Origin of the sequence: Bradyrhizobium sp. BTAi1, from assembly GCF_000015165.1 — a bacterium.
GTDB classification, from domain to species: domain Bacteria; phylum Pseudomonadota; class Alphaproteobacteria; order Rhizobiales; family Xanthobacteraceae; genus Bradyrhizobium; species Bradyrhizobium denitrificans.
Genome location: NC_009485.1, coordinates 12,003 through 29,094, shown reverse-complemented (window position 1 = coordinate 29,094; position 17,092 = coordinate 12,003). Strand labels below are relative to the sequence as shown.

At 66.2% G+C, this 17,092-nt stretch carries 16 protein-coding genes; 9 read left to right on the top strand and 7 right to left on the bottom strand.

Annotated elements, in window-relative coordinates; translation table 11 throughout:
• The first annotated feature begins 22 nt into the window (after nt 1–22).
• The 4 genes from BBTA_RS00130 (at nt 23) to BBTA_RS00115 (ending at nt 3,223) form a co-directional block, all read left to right on the top strand.
• Complete coding sequence (locus tag BBTA_RS00130) at nt 23–886, top strand: ornithine carbamoyltransferase (RefSeq protein WP_011942555.1); 864 nt, start codon at nt 23–25, stop codon at nt 884–886.
• 132 nt (nt 887–1,018) lie between these two features.
• The gene (locus BBTA_RS00125; RefSeq protein WP_244424284.1) at nt 1,019–1,702 is read left to right on the top strand and encodes a uridylate kinase; all 684 of its coding nucleotides are present in this window, start codon (nt 1,019–1,021) and stop codon (nt 1,700–1,702) included.
• A gap of 62 nt (nt 1,703–1,764) precedes the next feature.
• A complete protein-coding gene (locus BBTA_RS00120) occupies nt 1,765–2,424 on the top strand; it encodes an HAD hydrolase-like protein (RefSeq protein WP_011942553.1) in 660 nt (219 codons plus the stop codon).
• A 121-nt stretch (nt 2,425–2,545) separates the two neighbouring features.
• Nucleotides 2,546–3,223: a nitroreductase gene (locus BBTA_RS00115; RefSeq protein WP_011942552.1), complete on the top strand. Its 678-nt coding sequence runs from the start codon at nt 2,546–2,548 to the stop codon at nt 3,221–3,223.
• Nucleotides 3,224–3,442: 219 nt separating this feature from the next.
• Here BBTA_RS00115 and BBTA_RS00110 read toward each other — a convergent pair whose 3' ends face one another.
• Nucleotides 3,443–3,922: an Lrp/AsnC family transcriptional regulator gene (locus BBTA_RS00110; RefSeq protein ID WP_011942551.1), complete on the bottom strand. Its 480-nt coding sequence runs from the start codon at nt 3,920–3,922 to the stop codon at nt 3,443–3,445.
• Nucleotides 3,923–4,129: 207 nt separating this feature from the next.
• Between BBTA_RS00110 and BBTA_RS00105 the strand changes: the two genes are divergently transcribed.
• On the top strand, nt 4,130–4,522 hold the full coding sequence (locus BBTA_RS00105) for a nuclear transport factor 2 family protein (protein WP_041750233.1): 393 nt from the start codon (nt 4,130–4,132) through the stop codon (nt 4,520–4,522).
• A gap of 356 nt (nt 4,523–4,878) precedes the next feature.
• Here the strand turns inward: BBTA_RS00105 and BBTA_RS00100 are convergent, their stop codons facing one another.
• Together BBTA_RS00100 and BBTA_RS00095 are read right to left on the bottom strand one after the other, a co-directional pair.
• Entirely contained in the window at nt 4,879–5,793 is a 915-nt protein-coding gene (locus BBTA_RS00100; RefSeq protein ID WP_011942549.1) for a phosphoribosylaminoimidazolesuccinocarboxamide synthase, read from the bottom strand.
• Between the two features lie 42 nt (nt 5,794–5,835).
• Nucleotides 5,836–6,753, bottom strand: coding sequence for a pirin family protein (locus BBTA_RS00095; RefSeq protein ID WP_011942548.1), 918 nt, complete (start codon nt 6,751–6,753; stop codon nt 5,836–5,838).
• 140 nt (nt 6,754–6,893) lie between these two features.
• Between BBTA_RS00095 and BBTA_RS00090 the strand changes: the two genes are divergently transcribed.
• Nucleotides 6,894–7,970, top strand: coding sequence for a helix-turn-helix domain-containing protein (locus BBTA_RS00090; RefSeq protein ID WP_011942547.1), 1,077 nt, complete (start codon nt 6,894–6,896; stop codon nt 7,968–7,970).
• A gap of 141 nt (nt 7,971–8,111) precedes the next feature.
• Nucleotides 8,112–9,518 carry a serine hydrolase gene (locus tag BBTA_RS00085; RefSeq protein ID WP_011942546.1) on the top strand — a complete coding sequence of 469 codons (1,407 nt, stop codon included), beginning with the start codon at nt 8,112–8,114 and terminating at the stop codon, nt 9,516–9,518.
• An 8-nt stretch (nt 9,519–9,526) separates the two neighbouring features.
• Here the strand turns inward: BBTA_RS00085 and BBTA_RS00080 are convergent, their stop codons facing one another.
• A complete protein-coding gene (locus BBTA_RS00080; RefSeq protein WP_011942545.1) occupies nt 9,527–10,897 on the bottom strand; it encodes an MmgE/PrpD family protein in 1,371 nt (456 codons plus the stop codon).
• A gap of 120 nt (nt 10,898–11,017) precedes the next feature.
• On the opposite strand from BBTA_RS00080, the gene BBTA_RS00075 reads away from it, so the two are divergent.
• A complete protein-coding gene (locus BBTA_RS00075; protein ID WP_011942544.1) occupies nt 11,018–12,160 on the top strand; it encodes an FUSC family protein in 1,143 nt (380 codons plus the stop codon).
• Between the two features lie 5 nt (nt 12,161–12,165).
• Here the strand turns inward: BBTA_RS00075 and BBTA_RS00070 are convergent, their stop codons facing one another.
• Nucleotides 12,166–13,548 (bottom strand): MATE family efflux transporter, encoded by a 1,383-nt coding sequence (locus BBTA_RS00070; RefSeq protein ID WP_011942543.1) that lies wholly within the window; start codon nt 13,546–13,548, stop codon nt 12,166–12,168.
• A gap of 858 nt (nt 13,549–14,406) precedes the next feature.
• Between BBTA_RS00070 and BBTA_RS00065 the strand changes: the two genes are divergently transcribed.
• Nucleotides 14,407–14,844, top strand: coding sequence for a GNAT family N-acetyltransferase (locus BBTA_RS00065; protein WP_011942542.1), 438 nt, complete (start codon nt 14,407–14,409; stop codon nt 14,842–14,844).
• A 156-nt stretch (nt 14,845–15,000) separates the two neighbouring features.
• Here BBTA_RS00065 and BBTA_RS00060 read toward each other — a convergent pair whose 3' ends face one another.
• Nucleotides 15,001–15,480, bottom strand: coding sequence for a DUF2867 domain-containing protein (locus BBTA_RS00060; RefSeq protein ID WP_011942541.1), 480 nt, complete (start codon nt 15,478–15,480; stop codon nt 15,001–15,003).
• A gap of 140 nt (nt 15,481–15,620) precedes the next feature.
• On the bottom strand, nt 15,621–16,916 hold the full coding sequence (gene murA / locus BBTA_RS00055) for a UDP-N-acetylglucosamine 1-carboxyvinyltransferase (protein WP_011942540.1): 1,296 nt from the start codon (nt 16,914–16,916) through the stop codon (nt 15,621–15,623).
• Between the last annotated feature and the right edge of the window lie 176 nt (nt 16,917–17,092).

Sequence of the window (17,092 nt, the reverse complement as noted above, 5' to 3'; positions counted from 1 at the left end):
TACCTGGATGTGGTGAGTCTGAATGACGAGCGATCGCGACATCCTGGCTCTGGGTGACCTCGATGGCGCCGATATCCTGGGTATGCTGACGCGAGCGCAGGAACTTGCCGCCTGCTGGCATGCGCGCGAGATGCCGCAGACGCTTGCAGGCCGGCGCATCGCCCTCGTCGTCGACGATGGCGGCTGGCGCAATACCACCGCTTTCGATCTCGGCGCCCGATCGATGGGCGGGCTGTGCGTGCACGTGCCGATACGTCTCAACGCAACGGAGGCGGCGGAGGATCTCGCCGCCTATCTTGACAACTGGTTCGATGCGGTGGTCTGCCGGACGCCCGAACTGGAGATGCTGTATGCGTTGTCCCACTGGGCGCAGGCGCCAGTTGTCAACGCGCGCACGCGGCAGAATCATCCCTGCGAGACGCTCGGCGACCTCGCCTTCCTGTGGCATCGCCACGGCGCGATCGACGGCCTGAAGATCGCCGTGGTGGCGCCCGCGGCGAACATCCTGGGCTCGTGGATCGAGGCCGCGCAGGTGCTTCCGATCGAGGTCGTCCAGGTCTATCCGGCGCGGTGGCACGCGCCGGGAGAATCGCCGCGCTTTCGCGTCGCGACCGATCTCGGCGAATTGCAGGATGCCGACGTGATCATCACCGATTGCTGGCCGCGAGATGACGACGCCGGCGACCTGCAGGACTATCAGATCACCGCAGCGCTGCTGGATGGCCTTCGGCCTGATCTGGACTTCCTGCCTTGTCCACCGGTGACGCGGGGAATGGAGGTCTCTGGCGATGCCATGCTGCACCGCGCCTGTCGGGTGGTGCAGGCCAAGGCGTTCCTGCTGCACGCGCAGAATGCCGCGCTCGAATGGGTGTTCGGTGCGCTGTGATCTCCGGTCTTGGCTTTTCCATGCGCGTTGCGCTTGGGATGAAAAGGTTGAGTCTGACGCGGTCCGGCCGACTTGATCCTGAGCAGGGGACGGCCGTGAGCGGCAATAGAGGTGTCGATGAGCTCAAATCGCATGGCGAAGTTGCTGGATCTGGCACGTCAGATCTCGCGTCTTGAGATCGGTCATCCGATGAGAGTAGCCGTCGATGGCCGAACGGCATCGGGCAAGACGACCCTGTCGGACGAGTTGGCAGAGCTGATCGAACGAAGCGGCCGGCCGGTCATCAGGACATCGATTGACGGGTTTCACCGTCCGAAAGCTCAGCGCTACGCGCGCGGACGGTTCTCCGCTCTCGGCTACTACAATGATGCCCGCGATCTGTCCGCCGTCAGATCCCTGTTGCTGGAGCCGCTGGCGCCCGGTGGCGATCGCCTCTACAGGACGGCGTCCTTCGATCTCAAGCGTGATGTGGCGATCGCGCAGCCTTCCGCGCTGGCGCCGGTTGATGCGGTGCTGGTCGTCGACGGGACCTTCCTTCAACGACCTGAGCTGCGGGATCATTGGGACATCGTGATCTTCGTAGAGACGTCGAGAGGCGTCTCTGATGCAAGAGGTCTGAGGCGCGACCGTGACCGCCTCGGCGAGCAGATTGCCATGAAGGTCTATGCAGAACGCTATGGACCTGCTTTTGACCTCTATGAGGAGACCTGTGATCCCGCCAGAACAGCCGATGTCGTTTTCAATAACGACGATGTAGATGATCCGATCCTTCGCATCAGACGGGGAGGCCGGCTCTCGCCGGATCAGCACTTCTGAACCCTGGCAGCGGCCATGCGGCCGGAGGTTTGCTGGTGGACGGTGACACGCTATGCTCGGCCATGTCCCCGATCCATTCTGTATTGCTCGATCTCGACGGCACGCTCATCGACTCGCGTCCCGGCATCGCCGCGAGCACGCTGGCGGCCTTGCGGTCGCTGGGACACACGCCCGACGACACGCTCGACGTCACAGCCTTCATCGGCCCGCCATTGCAGGACATGCTGCGTGTCCTACTGCAGGCCCATGGCGGCGACCGTGTCGACGACGCCGTCGCCGCCTATCGCCAGCATTATGGTGACACCGGCCTGTTCGACTGTGCGCTCTATCCCGGCATCCGCGACGCGCTGCAGGCGATGCACGACGCCGGCCTGCGGCTCGCGACGTCGAAGCGCGAAATGTTCGCGCGGCGCATCCTGGAGCATCTCGGCCTGGCATCGTATTTCCGTGCCATTCACGGCTCGGTGCCGTCAGGGGCGCTCGACCACAAGCCCGAGCTGCTCGCACATATCCTCGCTGAGCGGAATATCGCGGCGCCCGACAGCCTCATGGTCGGCGACCGCCGCCATGACGTCGCCGGCGCCCATGCTGTTCGCACGAGGAGCCTCGGTGTGCTCTGGGGTTATGGCAGCCGCGACGAGCTCGAAGCCGCTGGCGCAGACCGCCTCGTGGAAAATCCCGCCGATCTCGCGGGCACCGTGCTGGCGATGCTGCGCCGATAGTCCGGTGCGAGCCGCGTCTGCTGGATGCACGATGGCGTCCTGCCGGGTCGCAACCTTGCGCCCGAACCCAAAAGCCGCGAAGATCGCGAACAAACAATCCCAGGGCAGGAATACCACGCACATGGAATTCGACGACGTCATCCTCGGCCGCCGCAGTATTCGTGGCTACAAGCCCGATCCCGTGCCACGGGCGCTGATCGAGGAGATCCTCACGCTGGCGATGCGCGCGCCGTCGTCGATGAACACCCAGCCGTGGAATTTCTACGTCATCACCGGCGAGCCGCTCAACCGCATCCGTGCCGGCAACACCGAGCGCATGCTGGCGGGCGTGCCCCAGTCGCGCGAGTTTCGCATCGGCGAGCCGTTTGCCGGTCAGCACCGCGAGCGTCAGATTGGCGTCGCCAAGCAATTGTTTTCCGCCATGGGCATCGCACGCGACGACAAGGAGAAGCGTCAGGACTGGGTGCTGCGTGGCTTCCGCCAATTCGATGCGCCGGTCTGCATCATCGTCACCTACGACCGCGTGCTCGCCGGCAGCGACGACACGCCGTTTGATTGCGGTGCCGTCACCACGGCGCTGGTCAATGCCGCCTGGTCCCGCGGCCTCGGCGCGGTCATCAACAGCCAGGGCATCATGCAGTCGCCGGTCGTCCGCGAGCACGCCGGCATCGCCGACGACCAGGTCATCATGAAGAGCATCGCGCTCGGCTGGCCGGATCATGATTTCCCCGCCAATGCCGTGGTGTCGGAGCGGAAGTCGGTGAAAGAGGCGACCGTGTTTGTGGGGTTTGACGATTAGCTGCGCGCCGAGAGCTTGCAGCAATCCTCAAAGATGGTTTGCGGCGCTTTCGATATCGGTGGCGAGCAGCATGTGAGGTGCGTCCACCCATCGCCGATCCGCGTATGAATCAGCGAGATGGTGGGAACGGCGAGACCGCCATCTCGCTCCGGGGAACAGCGCGGCTGCGCACACCCAATGGCGCATATGCCGCAGCAATTCAGGCGTCTGCCGGCAGGATCAGCGCGGCTGCTCCAACGGCAGCGGGGCTGCGGCCTTGCGGGTCTGGATGGCGATGTTGCTCCTGACCTCGCGTACGATCGACAGGCTCAGCAGCCGTTCCACCAGGAAGTGCCGGTAATGCTCCAGATCGGCCGTGACGACCTCGAGCAGGTAGTCCGAGTCGCCGGAGACGAGATGGCAGGCAAGGACTTCCGGCATCGCACACACCGTGTCCTCGAAGGCCATGGCATGTTCGTTCGCGTGCCCCTCGATCTTGACCGCGAGAAATGCGGAAAATCCGAGACCGACGCTGTCGCGGTTCAGGACCGCGCGATAGCCCTGGATGACACCCTCCTGCTCCAGCCGTTTGACGCGGCGAAGACAGGGTGAAGGCGACAATCCGACCCGGTCAGCTAGGTCGACATTGCTCAGCCGCGCATCGGCCTGCAGCTCTCCGATGATGCGTTGGTCGATCGCGTCGAGTCTGGCTTTTGGCATATCTCTGACAATCGCGGCAGGGAACGGACCATTCATTGCATCGTCTGTCGGCAAGATAGCACAGTTCGCAAGGACATGCGCTCCAGTTCGGGATCAATATCTCTGTCGACCGGCAGCGATTGCGAGGAGCGGCCGATGAGCCCTGCGCGCGTCTCGGCCGGTCTCCGTCGCATGATCTTGCCTTCACCAGCCCGGGAGACGCCGACTATGGCCGACATTGCTGTGCACCCATCCGTGATCGCTGCCGTCGAGAGATATTTCGATCTGATGTTCGATTCCAATGTCGAGCAATTCGATCGTGTGTTTGCGCCCACTGCGCGACTGCATGGCCTGCGTGAGAGTGGCCTGCGCGTTCTCACCGCGGCCGAGTATCGCGAGCTGTTGGCGACCACGCCCTCGCCCCAGTCGAAGGCGGCGCCACGTCACCAGGAGATCTTGCTGATCGACCTCGCCTCGCCATCCCAGGCGCTGGCGAAGGTCCGCGTGCGGATCGATCAGACGCTCTATCTCGATTATCTTTGCTTCCACCTGATTGATGGCGAGTGGCTCGTGACGGCCAAGTCGTTTCATATCGAGAGCCGCTTTTTGGCCAACGGGTGATTGCGCGGTCGTGTGCTGCGCCATGTCAGCTAAGCGAAAACTGCCCGTCGCTTGCTGATCAGCTCTCTCCGCTCGCGGCAGGGCGACCGCATATGGAGCTTTACATATTGCGCTCGTCTGTTTCCACGTCGTCATGGCCGGGACAAGCCCGGGCATGACGGATGACCTCGTTGGCAGGCGTCTGTGTCGCGATTGCCCCATGTCGTCACATGCAACCGTCCCGCGTTGCCGCCGCTCTGCGAGGTCCGGCACACGAAAGAGAGCGCACCGTTGGTGACGCGTGACCTCGGTTGCCACGCAAGGAGAAGATGAGCGGCTCCACAAGCCTCCCAGCCAGGGGTCGCACGCAGCATCGCTCAGATGTTCAGCTCACGTCCCGTCACCCGCCGGAACGCTTCGAGATAGCGCTGGCTGGTGGCGTCGACCACGCTCTGCGGCAGCGGCGGCGGAGGGGCCTCGCCGTTCCAGCGGCCGGCCTTACGCTCGGCGTCGAGATAGTCGCGCAGCGGCTGCTTGTCGAAGCTCGGCTGCGGCTGGCCCGGCTTGTAGGCGTCGACCGCCCAGAAGCGCGAGCTGTCAGGCGTCATCACCTCGTCGATCAGGATGATGTGGCCATCCTTGTCGCGGCCAAACTCGAACTTGGTGTCGGCGATGATGATGCCCTGCTCGCGGGCGAGCGTCTCGCCGAGCGTATAGACCGCGCGCGTCATGCTCTCGAGCGTGTAGGCCGTCTCGTCGCCGACCACCTCGCGCATCCGTGCGATCGTGATGTTCTCGTCATGACCGGTCTCGGCCTTGGTCGCCGGGCTGAAGATCGCAGGCTCCAGCTTCTGGCTCTCGACCAGGCCTGCAGGCAGCTGCTCGCCGGCCAGCGTGCCGCTCGCCGCGTATTCCTTCCAGGCCGAGCCGGAGAGATAGCCGCGGATCACGCATTCGATCGGGAACACGTTGGTGCGCTTGCACAGCATCGCGCGGCCCAGGATCTCCTGGCGATGCGGCGCGAGCTCCGGGACCTCGGCGATGATCGCGTCGGTATCGGCCGAGATCATGTGGTGATGCACGACGCCTTCCAGCGCATTGAACCAGTAGGCCGAGATCTGTGTCAGCACCGCGCCCTTCATCGGGATGGTCTCGTTCATCACGACGTCGAAGGCGGAGATGCGGTCGGTGGTCAGCAGCAGCACGCGGTCGTCGCCGACGGCATAGATGTCGCGGACCTTGCCGCGGCCGATTTTCGGGAGCGGCAGATTGCTGGCGAGAAGCGTGGTCATCGGGGCGGGCTTTCGAAACGGGAGCGTTGCGCTCCCAATAGCCTATTCCGGCAGCGGAATGAACTCGTGCTCCTGCGGAACGGCGGCGAAGCGGCCGGTTTTCCAGTCCTGCTTGGCCTGCTCGATGCGCTCCTTGCTGGACGAGACGAAATTCCACCAGACATGGCGCGGCCCTTCCAGCGCGTCGCCGCCAAGGAACATCATCCGGGTCGGCTTCACGATGCGCACGCTGATGGCGTCGCCGGGACGGAAGATCAGCAGCCGCGGCCCGGTATGGCGCTCGCGCGCGATCTCGATTTCGCCATCGACGATATAGATCGCGCGCTCCTCGTGGTCGGGATCGAGCGGGACGACCGTTCCGGCCTGCGCGGTGACCTCGACATAGAACCAGGGCGAGACCATCGTCACCGGCGAGGCCGCGCCGAAGGCTTTGCCGGCGATCACGCGCGCGGTGAAGCCGGTGTCGCTGACCGTCGGCAGCGCGTCGGCCGCGTAGTGCTGGAAGCTCGGCGCGATCTCTTCGGATTCGACCGGGAGCGCGATCCAGCTCTGCAGGCCCAGCATGCTCTGGCCATTCTGCCGCTGCAGATCCGGCGTCCGCTCCGAATGCGCGATGCCGCGCCCGGCGGTCATCAGGTTCATCGCGCCGGGCTGGATCTCCTGGACATTGCCCTCGCTGTCGCGATGCATGATGGCGCCGTCGAACAGATAGGTGACGGTGGCGAGCCCAATATGCGGATGCGGCCGCACGTCCATGCCCTTGCCGGAGACGAACTGCACCGGGCCGAAATGATCGAAGAAGATGAACGGACCGACCATTTGTCGCCGCCCATGCGGCAGCGCGCGGCGCACGGCGAAGCCGTCGCCGAGATCGCGGGTGCGCGGCACGATGACGTGCTCCAGCGCATCGCAGGAGGCGGGGTCGCCGAATTCGGGATCGATCGATGGCTGCCAGCTCATGGGATCCTCCAGAGATGTGATCGCGCGAGCTTAGCAGCTTTGCCGAGGCCACGGCAGGGCATGAGGCGGCAGTGGGGCCGCGATTTGAACGGCAGGCCGCTCCGGCCTAGAGTTCCGGCGCTGACATTGGACCCGCCTTGATGCCGCTGGAAAGCCTTGATCTCGCGTTGCGTGCTGCCGCCATCGCCTTGCTTGCGGTGCTCGCCGTGTCGCTGGGACGCGACCTCGGCAAGCAATGGAGCGGCCGGCTCGCGATCGCCCTGGCGCTGGGCGCGGCGGCGCATGCTTTGACGTTCAACATCGGCGGCGCCGCGGCCCCCTCGCTGGCGGTCGCGCCCCTGATCGCGGTCGCAACCGCCGCCATCGTCGTCCTCTGGCTGTTCTGCCGCGCGCTGTTCGACGATGGTTTTGCGCCGCGTTGGCTGCACGGCCTGATCTGGCTCGCAGTTTTCGGCTTCAGCATGATCAGTTGCCTCGTGCTGGGACCGTCCGGCCATGTGCGGCTCGTGATCGTCGCCAACAATCTGCTGGCGCTTGGCTTCGTCGGGCTCGCCTTGGCGCAGACGGTCCGCTCGTGGTCGGTGGATCTGGTCGAGCGACGCAGGCGCGTCCGCGCTGTCGTGGTCATTGCGGCGCTCGGCTATGGCGGCGTCAATGCGCTGCTGCAGATTGGGACCGTCGGCGGCGGTGCGTCGGAGCTCGCCAATGTCATCAACGCGGCGATGTTGCTGGCGGTGGTCGGCGCCGTCGCGCTGATGCTGCTGAGGGTCGGCGCCGGCGACGTGTTCGCCGTGGAGACGCCTCGGGCCATGGCCGTCAGCGAGGCTGCAGCTGCCGCGGCGACCAAAGCCGGCGAGACGGTCGCGAACCGCAGACTGGTCGAGCGGCTGACCCGGCTGATGGCGGATGAGCGGATCTACCGCCAGGAGAACGTCACCATCGGCGCACTGGCCACCAGGCTCGGCATTCCCGAATACCGGTTGCGGCGGCTGATCAACAGTGAACTCGGCTATCGCAACTTCAGCAGCTTCCTGAACAGCCACCGTATCGCGGAGGCGCAAGCGGCGCTCGCCGATCCCGCCCAGGCCGAGGTGCCCGTGATCACCATCGCGATGGATGCCGGGTTCCAGTCGCTCGGTCCCTTCAACCGCGCCTTCAAGGCGGTGACCGGGGTGACGCCGACAGAATACCGCCGCATGAGGCGGTCCGCGGCGTGACGGTTGCGATGTTGAAATCGAAGGAGAATTTCGAAATCGGCGAGGTCGCTGCGGCTTTCGACGAGGAGATCCTTCGAAATCGGCGAGCGCTGCAGCCGCCGCTGCGCTGTCGTCCAACAGGTCCATCCGCCGGAGCTGCCCATGACGCGCCGCCGCCTGCTGTTCGCTGTCTTCGCCACCACCACGCTGACCGCCCTGGCCGTCGCCGTCGCCCGCGCCCGCGACGTGCCCCAGGTCGCGACGGGTTTCATCGCCAGCGTGGTGTGTTCGGAGACCTTCGTCTCCGGCGTCGACCCGGACCGCATCCTGTCCGAAACCCAAGCCGCGATGCCCGGTGCTGGCCTGCTGAACTGGGCCATGGACGTCCATGTGGATCGCGTCGCCAAGGACGTTACCGTCACGCTCCTCGGGCTCGGCCGCAGCCATGCGGTCTTTGCCGAGGGGCTCGGCTGTCATCTGGACCATGGCGAGGCGCAAGGCTGGCCGACGGCGCGGCCCGCTGCTGCGCAGCCGGCCGCGCTCCCGGAGATCGCTCCGCCCCATCCCGTGGCGCCGGCGACACCTGCGCTCGCCGCCGCACTCGATCGCGCCTTCTCCGAGCCGGAGTCCCCGCCGTTCCGGCGCACGCATGCCGTGATCGTGCTCAAGGACGGCAAAGTGATCGCCGAACGTTACGCCCCCGGGTTCACGCTCGACACGCCCTTGCTCGGTTTCTCCGCGACCAAGTCGATGACCGCCACCCTGATCGGCATTCTCGTCCGCCAGGGCAGACTCGCGCTGCACGCGCCAGCGCCCGTCGCCGCGTGGCGGAGCGAGATCGATCCGCGCCACGCCATCACCATCGATCACCTGCTGCGGCATACCGCGGGGCTCGCGCTCGGCAACTCGCTGCAGGCCTCGTTGTTGTCTGCGCTCGAGCCCGTCAATCGGATGAAGTTCGTCGAAGCGGATCGCGCGGCGTTCGCCGAATCCATGCCGCTCGAAACCAATCCGGGCGCTGTCTTCAACTACCACGACGGCAACACCGTCATCCTCTCGCATCTCATCCGCGACGCCGCTGGCGGCAGTGCTGCGGATGTGCTTCGTTTTGCCCATCGCGAGCTGTTCGATCCGCTCGGCATGACCAGCGTAACGATCGAGTTCGATGCCGCCGGCACTCCGGAGGGATCGAGCCAGATGCTGGCATCGGCGCGCGATTGGGCGCGGCTCGGCCAACTCTATCTCGACGACGGCGTCGTCGGCGGCCGCCGCATCCTGCCCGCGGGCTGGGTCGATTATGTCAGCACCCCGACGCCGGACGCCTTTGTCGGCATCGGCGCCGGATTTTGGACCAATCGTGGCGACAGTTTCGGCGCGAATTACCGCATCTCCCATGGCTGGCCGCGCGATGCCTTCTTCGCCAAGGGCACGCTCGGCCAGTATGTCATCGTCATCCCCTCCGAACGCCTGGTCATCGCGCGCTTCGGCCGCACCGTGAACTGGCCGCCGGAGGTCGACGGCGTGGCACGGCTCGTGAGCGACGTGATTGCCGCGACACATGGGGAATGATGCATGCGCTATGCTCTCCCCAACGCGGTGGCCTGCGCCACACGATCGAACCGCTCCAGCCCCAGGATCGCGTCGGCAAAATGCTGCGCCCGGCTGCTCAGCACCGGCCGCGCCAAGGTGATGAACTTGTCGCTCATGGCCTGCGCCGAGGGGAACGAGGTCGGCTCGCCCGACGGATCGTCATGCAGCCGCTCGTGCACGCCATCCTCGGTGGTGATGGTGACGCGCGCGCCGAACGGATGGCTGCGGCCGATCTCCAATTTGTCGTCCTGCACGACGTCGAACTTGTTCGCGAGGTTGTTGATCGCAGCATCGCCGAGCCGCGTGTAGTCGTCCCAGCCGAAGCGGCCCTGGTCGAGCGCCAGCGCGCCGGTGAAGAACATCGAGAACTGGCCGCCGACGATCGAGGTCGGGTGGCGCTTGGTCGCGGCATCGCCGGTCAAGGTGATGCCGTTGCGGTGCAGACCGATCTCGACGCGCTTGACCTGGTCCGGGGTCAGATTGTGCTCGCGGCGCAGTGCGATGATGGCGTCGATCGCGGCATGCGTATAGCGGCAGCTCGGATACGGCTTCACGCCGATCTTCATCGTCTCATAGGTCGTGCCGAGGCCGGCGACCGCTTTCTCCCGGTGCGGCGTGTCGGTGTAGCCGACCAGCAGGCCGTGCTTGCCCTCGACGGATTCGATCGCGCCGACGAAATCGTTCTTGGCCAAGGTCGCCGCGATCACGCCGTTCATCGCCGACGCCCCGACCTGGTAGCGCTTGTTCCAGGCGCCGTTGACCAGGAATTGCAGCGAGCCGGCCGCCTGGCTGCCGGACACGCCGAACGCGTAGATCAGCTGCTGCTCGGACAGGCCGAACAGCTTGCCGGCGGCCGCGGCTGCGCCATAGGTGCCTGCCGTCGCAGTCGGGTGAAACCCGCGGGCATAATGCGAGGTTGGATCGAGCGCATTGCCGAGCCGGCAGCACACTTCATAGCCGGCGACGATCGCGGTCAGCACTTCGCGGCCCGACGCGCCGACCATTTCGCCGACGGCGAAGGCGGCCGGCACCACCGGGGCGCTGGGATGCAGCGACGAGTCGGCGTGGGTATCGTCGAAATCGAGCGAATGGCCCATCGTGCCGTTCAGCAGCGCCGCCACCGCCGGCGTCCACGTCCTGGAATCGCCGAACACGGTCGCCTCGCCGGCCGAATCCAGCTTGAGTGCCGCCAGCATCTTCACCACGGATGGGGTGGATTCCGCCTCGCGCCGGGCACGGATGGCGCTGCCGAGAAAGTCCAGGGTCAGCACCTTGGCGCGGTCGAGTACCTCGGGCGGGATATCGTCATATTTCAGGTCGGCGACATAGGCGGCGAGCGTTGCGGTTTCCTGGGCCATCGTGTTTCCTCGGTTCGTTGGAAACAGCGTAGGCAAGCTGATTCTGCGTTTCAAGCCGCTCGGATCGGGTGGGAAGCTGCTATGTCCGGACCGCGCCGGTCCTTGCGAGGTGAGTGAGCGATGGCGTCGTTCAAGGAGCTGTTCGGGCGGGTCCGCGCCCGCAAGGCGCCGATGTCGCTGGCCGTGCGCGGCACGGTGGCGGCGACGCTGGCCTTCGCGATCGCGACCGCATTTCAGCTCAAGCTGCCGCTGTGGGCGGTGCTGACCTCGCTGATCGTGACGCAAGGCAGCGTCGGGCGTTCGCTGAAGGCGACGCGCGACTACATGTTCGGCACCATCGGCGGGGCGATCTATGGCGGCGCCATCACGGTCTTCATCCCGCATTCGGGCGAGCTGCAACTGCTCGGCATGCTGATCCTGGCGGTGACGCCGCTCGCCTTCATCGCCGCGATCAATCCCAGCCTCAACGCCGCGACGGTGACGGCGGTGATTGTGCTGCTGGTGCCGACCATGGGCCATCTCGATCCCCTGGGCTCGGCGATCGACCGCGTGTTCGAGGTCGCGGTCGGCGCGCTCACGGGACTCGCCGTCTCGTTCATCGTGCTTCCGTCGCGCGCCCATGTGCAGATGCGCAGCGCGGCGGGGCGGCTGCTCGAGCTGATCGCCGCGGCGCTGGCCGAATTGCTTGCCGGCCTGTCGCGCGGCCGTGACAACGACGCGCTGCACCTGATCCAGGACGGCATCGGCGCGGCGCTGACCGAGCTGAACGCGACCGGCGCCGAGGCCGAGCGCGAGCGCGCGGCGCGGCTGTCCTCGGGCGCCGATACGGGGCCGCTGCTGCGTACGATCCTCAGGCTGCGCCATGACGTCGTGATGATCGGTCGCGCCAGCGTGGTGCCGCTGCCCTCGGAGCTGCAGGCGCGGCTGTCGGGTCCGGTGACGCGCGTCAGCGACGCCATTGCCAGCTATCTGCGGGGCTGCGCCGGCGCCATCCGCAATGGTTCCGGCCCGCCGGCGATCTGGCCGGTTCATGTCGCCCTCAAGGCCTATGCCGAGGCGGTCGCCGCGGTGCGCAGCGACGGCCTGACGCGCGGCCTGCCGGGCGACGCGGCGGAGCGCTTCTTCGCGCTCGGCTTCTCGCTCGATCAGATGCGGCAGAACTTGATCGACCTCGAGCGCGTCGTCGCCGAATGGGCCGGCGCGTCGACGGGCAAGCCGCATCGGCCGCAGCCGGAGCAGACGTCCGACACGGCCGGCGCGTGACGGCGTCATCGCGACAGCCGCAGGAAGCGCATGACCAGCAGGGCCGCGTAGATCGCGGTGCCGAGCGATAACCCGATCCAGATCCCGGTCGCGCCCAGCGCGGTCCGCAGACCGAGCACATAGGAGGCGGGAAAGCCGATCAGCCAGTAGCCGAGCACGGCGAGCAGCAGCGGCACGCGCGTGTCCTTGATGCCGCGCAAGGCGCCCACCGCGATGGTCTGCAGTGCATCGGTGATGAAGAAGGTCGTGCCGACCAGCAGCAAGGTGGCCGCCAGCGCCGCGGTCGCCTCTGCATCGGCGAGGCCGGAGCCGAGGAACAGCTGCACGATGTCGTACCGCGCCAGGATGATTCCGACGGTGAACAGCACGGCAAGCGAAACGCCGAGCAGCATCGCCATCAGCCCGGCGCGCCGAACCCCGATCGCGTCGTTGCGTCCCGTGGCATGGCCGACGCGGACGGTCGCGGCCATGCTGATGCCGAACGGCACCATGAACAGGATCGCCGTGATCTGCAGCGCGATCTGATGCGCGGCCAGCGCGGCCGTGCTGATCAGTCCCATCAGGATCGCGGCCGCGGAGAACAGGCCATATTCGAGCAGGAACGACAGCGAGATCGGCGCGCCGATGACGAGGAGCTGGCGCATCAGCCGCCAGTCGATCCGCTGCAACCGTGCCAGCACGTGATAGTCGCGGAACGGCGCACGACACGTTGCGAACCACAGGCCGGCGAGAAACGTTCCCAGATTGACAGTCGATGTGGCCAGACCGACGCCGGTCAGGCCGAGCTGCGGAAAGCCCCACTGGCCGTAGAGCAGCGGATAGACCAGCAACGCGTTGAGCGGAATCGCGGCCAGCGTGATCCACAGCACCGGCTCGGGGCGGTTGACCGCGCCCATGAAGCTGCGCAGCGCCAGGAACCACAGCATCGGCGCAATGCCCCAGGCGAGCCCGGCGAGATAATTCTGCGCGAGATGGGCCACGCCCGGGGCCTGTCCCAGCGCGAGCAGGATGGCCTCGCCGTTCAGCGCGATCAGCATGATCGGCAGTGCGATGAAAAGGCCGGCCCACAGGCCGACCCGCAACGCGCGCCGCACCAGGCCGGCGTCGGATGCGCCGTAGGCCTGGGCGGCGAGCGGCGCCACCGCCGACATCAGTCCCATGCCGAAGGTCGAGCCGACGAAATAGACCGTGCCCGCCAAGGCCGCCGCCGCGACGGCGTCGCCGCCGAGCCGGCCGATGAAGGCGAGGTCGGTCGACATCATCGCGATCTGCGACAGTTGCGTCAGCGCCATCGGCGCGGCGAGGCGCATCGTGTCCCAGAGTTCGAGCGCGAAAGACGGTGCGGGCGCCGCCGGAGGCGCGTGGTCGGTTCCAATTGCGGTGGTCATGAGGGCGGCTATAGCAGCCCTCGTGACGTCCTGCACATCAAGGACGTATGTTCCGGTTCGGAGACGTGCGGCGCGTGAGCGCAGTTCCGCGCAACAATTCGCGATCATAGGCTCAAACATCTTCGCGTTCGTGACAGCGCGATCTCGCGGCGCCTTTCGCGCCCGAGCTCTGCCTGGCCAGTGGCCCTCGGAGATGAGAGGGCGCAGGGAAGGCTGGGTGCTTGACCACACCCATGGCCCGCCTGCAAAAGAAGTAGCAGGCGGCAGTCACCACAGGTCGGCCGCACATCCGGCCTTCCCTGCGCAATGGTTGGAACGGCTTATACGTACTCTCCCCGGTGCGCCGTGCTTGTTGGCCACCGTCGCCAGCGGATCGCCCGCCGGCTTGACCTCAGCGTCGGGAGGCCAGGACCATACGATTTCGCCGTATGCGGTCGCTCATTCGTCCACGCGCCGGTCTCGGGTTGCTTCCCTCGTGCGCGCTGTGAGCCGCCGCATCCATCGCATCCCCGCCCTCTACGGTCCGTGACGATCGCGAAGCGTCCCTCTCATGAGGACGGGATGGCGGCAGTCTTTCCGATTTTCGGAAATAACGCAAGCGGAAAATTTCGGCAAACCAGATGGCTTGAAGCAGGTCATTGGGTTGGCTATCGAATTGAGTGTTTCAGCGAGCTGGGTCTCGCTTGTTCGGCCGATCCGCCGTAACGTTGAAGCGATCTTGCTCACGAAACGTCAACAGAAGCGCGAGGTGAGTCGCAAAGACGGCATGCGATCGATCTTTCGCGAAGGTTCGCTGCCACATCCCTTGGCGCGACATGTTGGCGGGATACCTTGGCGTGATAGGGAAGTTCGCTGACCATGACGATCGTTCTTGAGCCCGTCGACGATCAGTTGCCAATCGATTTTCATCAGCTCGAGCTGGACGCGAGAGCCGGCGGTCATGCCAACATGACCCGGCTGTCGGCCGAGTTCGCCGAGGCACCGTCGATGTTCCACCGCGTGATCGCAGCCCATGTCGATGGCGTGCTCGCCGGCATAGGCGCGATCACCGACGAGCCGGTGCCGTCCACGCAGCCGGCCTGGCGCATGCGGCGGCTTTACGTGCACAGGGACTTCAGGCGCCGTCGCGTGGCACGGACCATCGTGGCAGATCTGCTGCGCGCGCCAGCCGGAGAGATCGAGATCGTGACCGTCCACGCGGGCAGCGATGACGCTGCACGCTTCTGGGAGGCGATAGGGTTCGATGCTGTCGCAGGGCAAGGCTGGTCGCATCAGCGGCGACTCCGATCGGCCTGATGTCGCGGCGTCAGTCCCGGCCGAATTGCGCAAGAAACCCACGAGCCCGTTGGTCGAGCTCGTGTTGGCGTTCAGTGCGCAGAGATGCAATCCAGGCTGTGGCAGCCGCGGACCTCGCGATTGGTTTGCTGGCGCCTTGCGAGGGGGGCTGCGGGATCAGGCGGACGCTGCGACTTGCCGGAGCATCGTCTTTGCGACCAGCCGGTGAAACGGCATGATGATGGTGAGATAGATGCGGCCGAGCGCGTTGTGGGTCTGCACCAGGGTGGTCGCGGTCACCTGTGACGTCTTGCCATGAGAGGCGGCATCGATCACGACGCGAAAATCCAGATGCATGTCGTCGAAGCCGAGCACAATCCGTTGCGGCGTTTCATCGACGACCGGAAACATGCCGATCATCGGCCGCGGATTTTGCGCGTCAGCGCCAGATGTCTTCAGACCGAACGGGCGGACCAGCAGATTGCGCAGCTTCACGAGCGCGGCCATCCACGCGGGTGCCTGACCGAGCATACGCTCGGCCGCCATGCGGGCATCGAGCGCCGGGGCTTCGACGGTGATGCGGAAGGCATCGGCGAAGTCCGCGTCAGCAAGCCAGCGCGCACGGTCGACATCGGGAGTGATTTCGCTGATGGTCATGGGCCATGAGCCTCGCAAGCCGTGGTCGTCGCTGCGATCCGCACGATAGTACATCGCGCGCCTGCGGCGATCGAATTACCGTCGATCCCCTCGTTTCTCCGCTCGCGATGATGCCGCGCAGACACGAGGCGTCGAACGTTTCATCGCCCGCGCTCCGGCACGCGGGTGATCTTGGCGCCAAGCGCGTTCAGCCGCTCGTCGATGCGCTCGTAGCCGCGCTCGATCTGGTCGGCGTTGTCGATCTTGGACGTGCCTTCGGCGCAGAGCGCGGCCAGCAGCATGGCCATGCCGGCGCGGATGTCGGGGGAGACGACGCGGGCGCCGCGCAGCCGGCTCGGGCCGGACACGATGGCGCGGTGCGGGTCGCACAGCACGATACGCGCGCCCATCGAGATCAGCTTGTCGACGAAGAACATCCGCGACTCGAACATCTTCTCGAACATCAGGATCACGCCCTCGCATTGCGTGGCGGTAACGATCGCGATCGACATCAGGTCGGCCGGGAAGGCCGGCCAGGGCTGGTCCTCCAGCTTCGGCACATGGCCGCCGAAATCGTCCTTGATCTTCATGGTCTGGTCTGAGGGCACGATGAGGTCGTCGCCGGCGACCTCGCAGACGATGCCGAGCCGCTCGAAGCCCATCCGGATCGAGCGCAGATGCTCGGTGCCGGCGCGCACGATGCGCAACGGCGAGCGCGTCACCGCGGCGAGCCCGATCAGCGAACCGACCTCGATGTGATCGGGCTGGATCGCGTAGGACGCCTGGCCGAGCGTGCTGGCGCCATGGATCACCATGGTGTTGGTGCCGATGCCCTCGATATTGGCGCCGAGCGCGACCAGGAAATGCGCGAGGTCCTGGACATGCGGCTCGGAGGCCGCGTTGCGCAAATAAGTCGTGCCGTGCGCGGCGACGGCCGCGACCAGCGCGTTCTCGGTCGCGGTGACGCTGGGCTCGTCGAGGAAGACATCGGCGCCTTTCAGGCCGGAGGCGCGCAGCTCGATCTTGTCGGTCGCGGTGACGGTGGCGCCGAGCTGCTCGAAGGCCAGGAAATGCGTGTCGAGGCGGCGCCGCCCGATGACGTCGCCGCCGGGCGGCGGCAGCGCCACTTCGCCGCAGCGGGCGAGCAGGGGCCCGGCCAGCAGGATCGAGGCCCGGATGCGGGCGCACAGGTCTGGATCGAGATCGGCGGCGCGGATCTCCTTGGCGTGGATCGCGAGCCGGTTGCGGCCGCGCCATTCGGCGGACGCGCCGACCGAGCGCACCAGCTCGACCAGCGTCTCGGTGTCGCGGATGCGCGGCACGTTGTCGAGCGTCACCGGATGCTCGGTCAAGAGTGCCGCGGCGATGATCGGCAGCGCCGCGTTCTTGTTGCCCGACGGCTCGATCGCGCCCTTGAGTCGGTGACCCCCCTCGACGATGTATTGAATGGGCGCCATGCGCGAAAGGTCCGTTTGGAGAGGGGGCTTTGCAGGAGGACGACCGGCCCCAGGGGAACCTGGATCGGCGACGGAAATAGCACGAAAGGCACAGGCAGGCCACTGCTCCGGCTGAGGGGGCAGAAGTTCAACTCTCGTCCGGTGAGGCATTGTCCTGGGCCGCAGGAACGCTGATA

Coding starts and splice junctions, on each gene's coding strand:
- BBTA_RS00130 (WP_011942555.1), top strand. CDS start 23: ATGACGAGCGATCGCGACATCCTGGCTCTGGGTGACCTCGATGGCGCC.
- BBTA_RS00125 (WP_244424284.1), top strand. CDS start 1,019: ATGGCGAAGTTGCTGGATCTGGCACGTCAGATCTCGCGTCTTGAGATC.
- BBTA_RS00120 (WP_011942553.1), top strand. CDS start 1,765: ATGTCCCCGATCCATTCTGTATTGCTCGATCTCGACGGCACGCTCATC.
- BBTA_RS00115 (WP_011942552.1), top strand. CDS start 2,546: ATGGAATTCGACGACGTCATCCTCGGCCGCCGCAGTATTCGTGGCTAC.
- BBTA_RS00110 (WP_011942551.1), bottom strand. CDS start 3,922: ATGCCAAAAGCCAGACTCGACGCGATCGACCAACGCATCATCGGAGAG.
- BBTA_RS00105 (WP_041750233.1), top strand. CDS start 4,130: ATGGCCGACATTGCTGTGCACCCATCCGTGATCGCTGCCGTCGAGAGA.
- BBTA_RS00100 (WP_011942549.1), bottom strand. CDS start 5,793: ATGACCACGCTTCTCGCCAGCAATCTGCCGCTCCCGAAAATCGGCCGC.
- BBTA_RS00095 (WP_011942548.1), bottom strand. CDS start 6,753: ATGAGCTGGCAGCCATCGATCGATCCCGAATTCGGCGACCCCGCCTCC.
- BBTA_RS00090 (WP_011942547.1), top strand. CDS start 6,894: ATGCCGCTGGAAAGCCTTGATCTCGCGTTGCGTGCTGCCGCCATCGCC.
- BBTA_RS00085 (WP_011942546.1), top strand. CDS start 8,112: ATGACGCGCCGCCGCCTGCTGTTCGCTGTCTTCGCCACCACCACGCTG.
- BBTA_RS00080 (WP_011942545.1), bottom strand. CDS start 10,897: ATGGCCCAGGAAACCGCAACGCTCGCCGCCTATGTCGCCGACCTGAAA.
- BBTA_RS00075 (WP_011942544.1), top strand. CDS start 11,018: ATGGCGTCGTTCAAGGAGCTGTTCGGGCGGGTCCGCGCCCGCAAGGCG.
- BBTA_RS00070 (WP_011942543.1), bottom strand. CDS start 13,548: ATGACCACCGCAATTGGAACCGACCACGCGCCTCCGGCGGCGCCCGCA.
- BBTA_RS00065 (WP_011942542.1), top strand. CDS start 14,407: ATGACGATCGTTCTTGAGCCCGTCGACGATCAGTTGCCAATCGATTTT.
- BBTA_RS00060 (WP_011942541.1), bottom strand. CDS start 15,480: ATGACCATCAGCGAAATCACTCCCGATGTCGACCGTGCGCGCTGGCTT.
- murA (WP_011942540.1), bottom strand. CDS start 16,916: ATGGCGCCCATTCAATACATCGTCGAGGGGGGTCACCGACTCAAGGGC.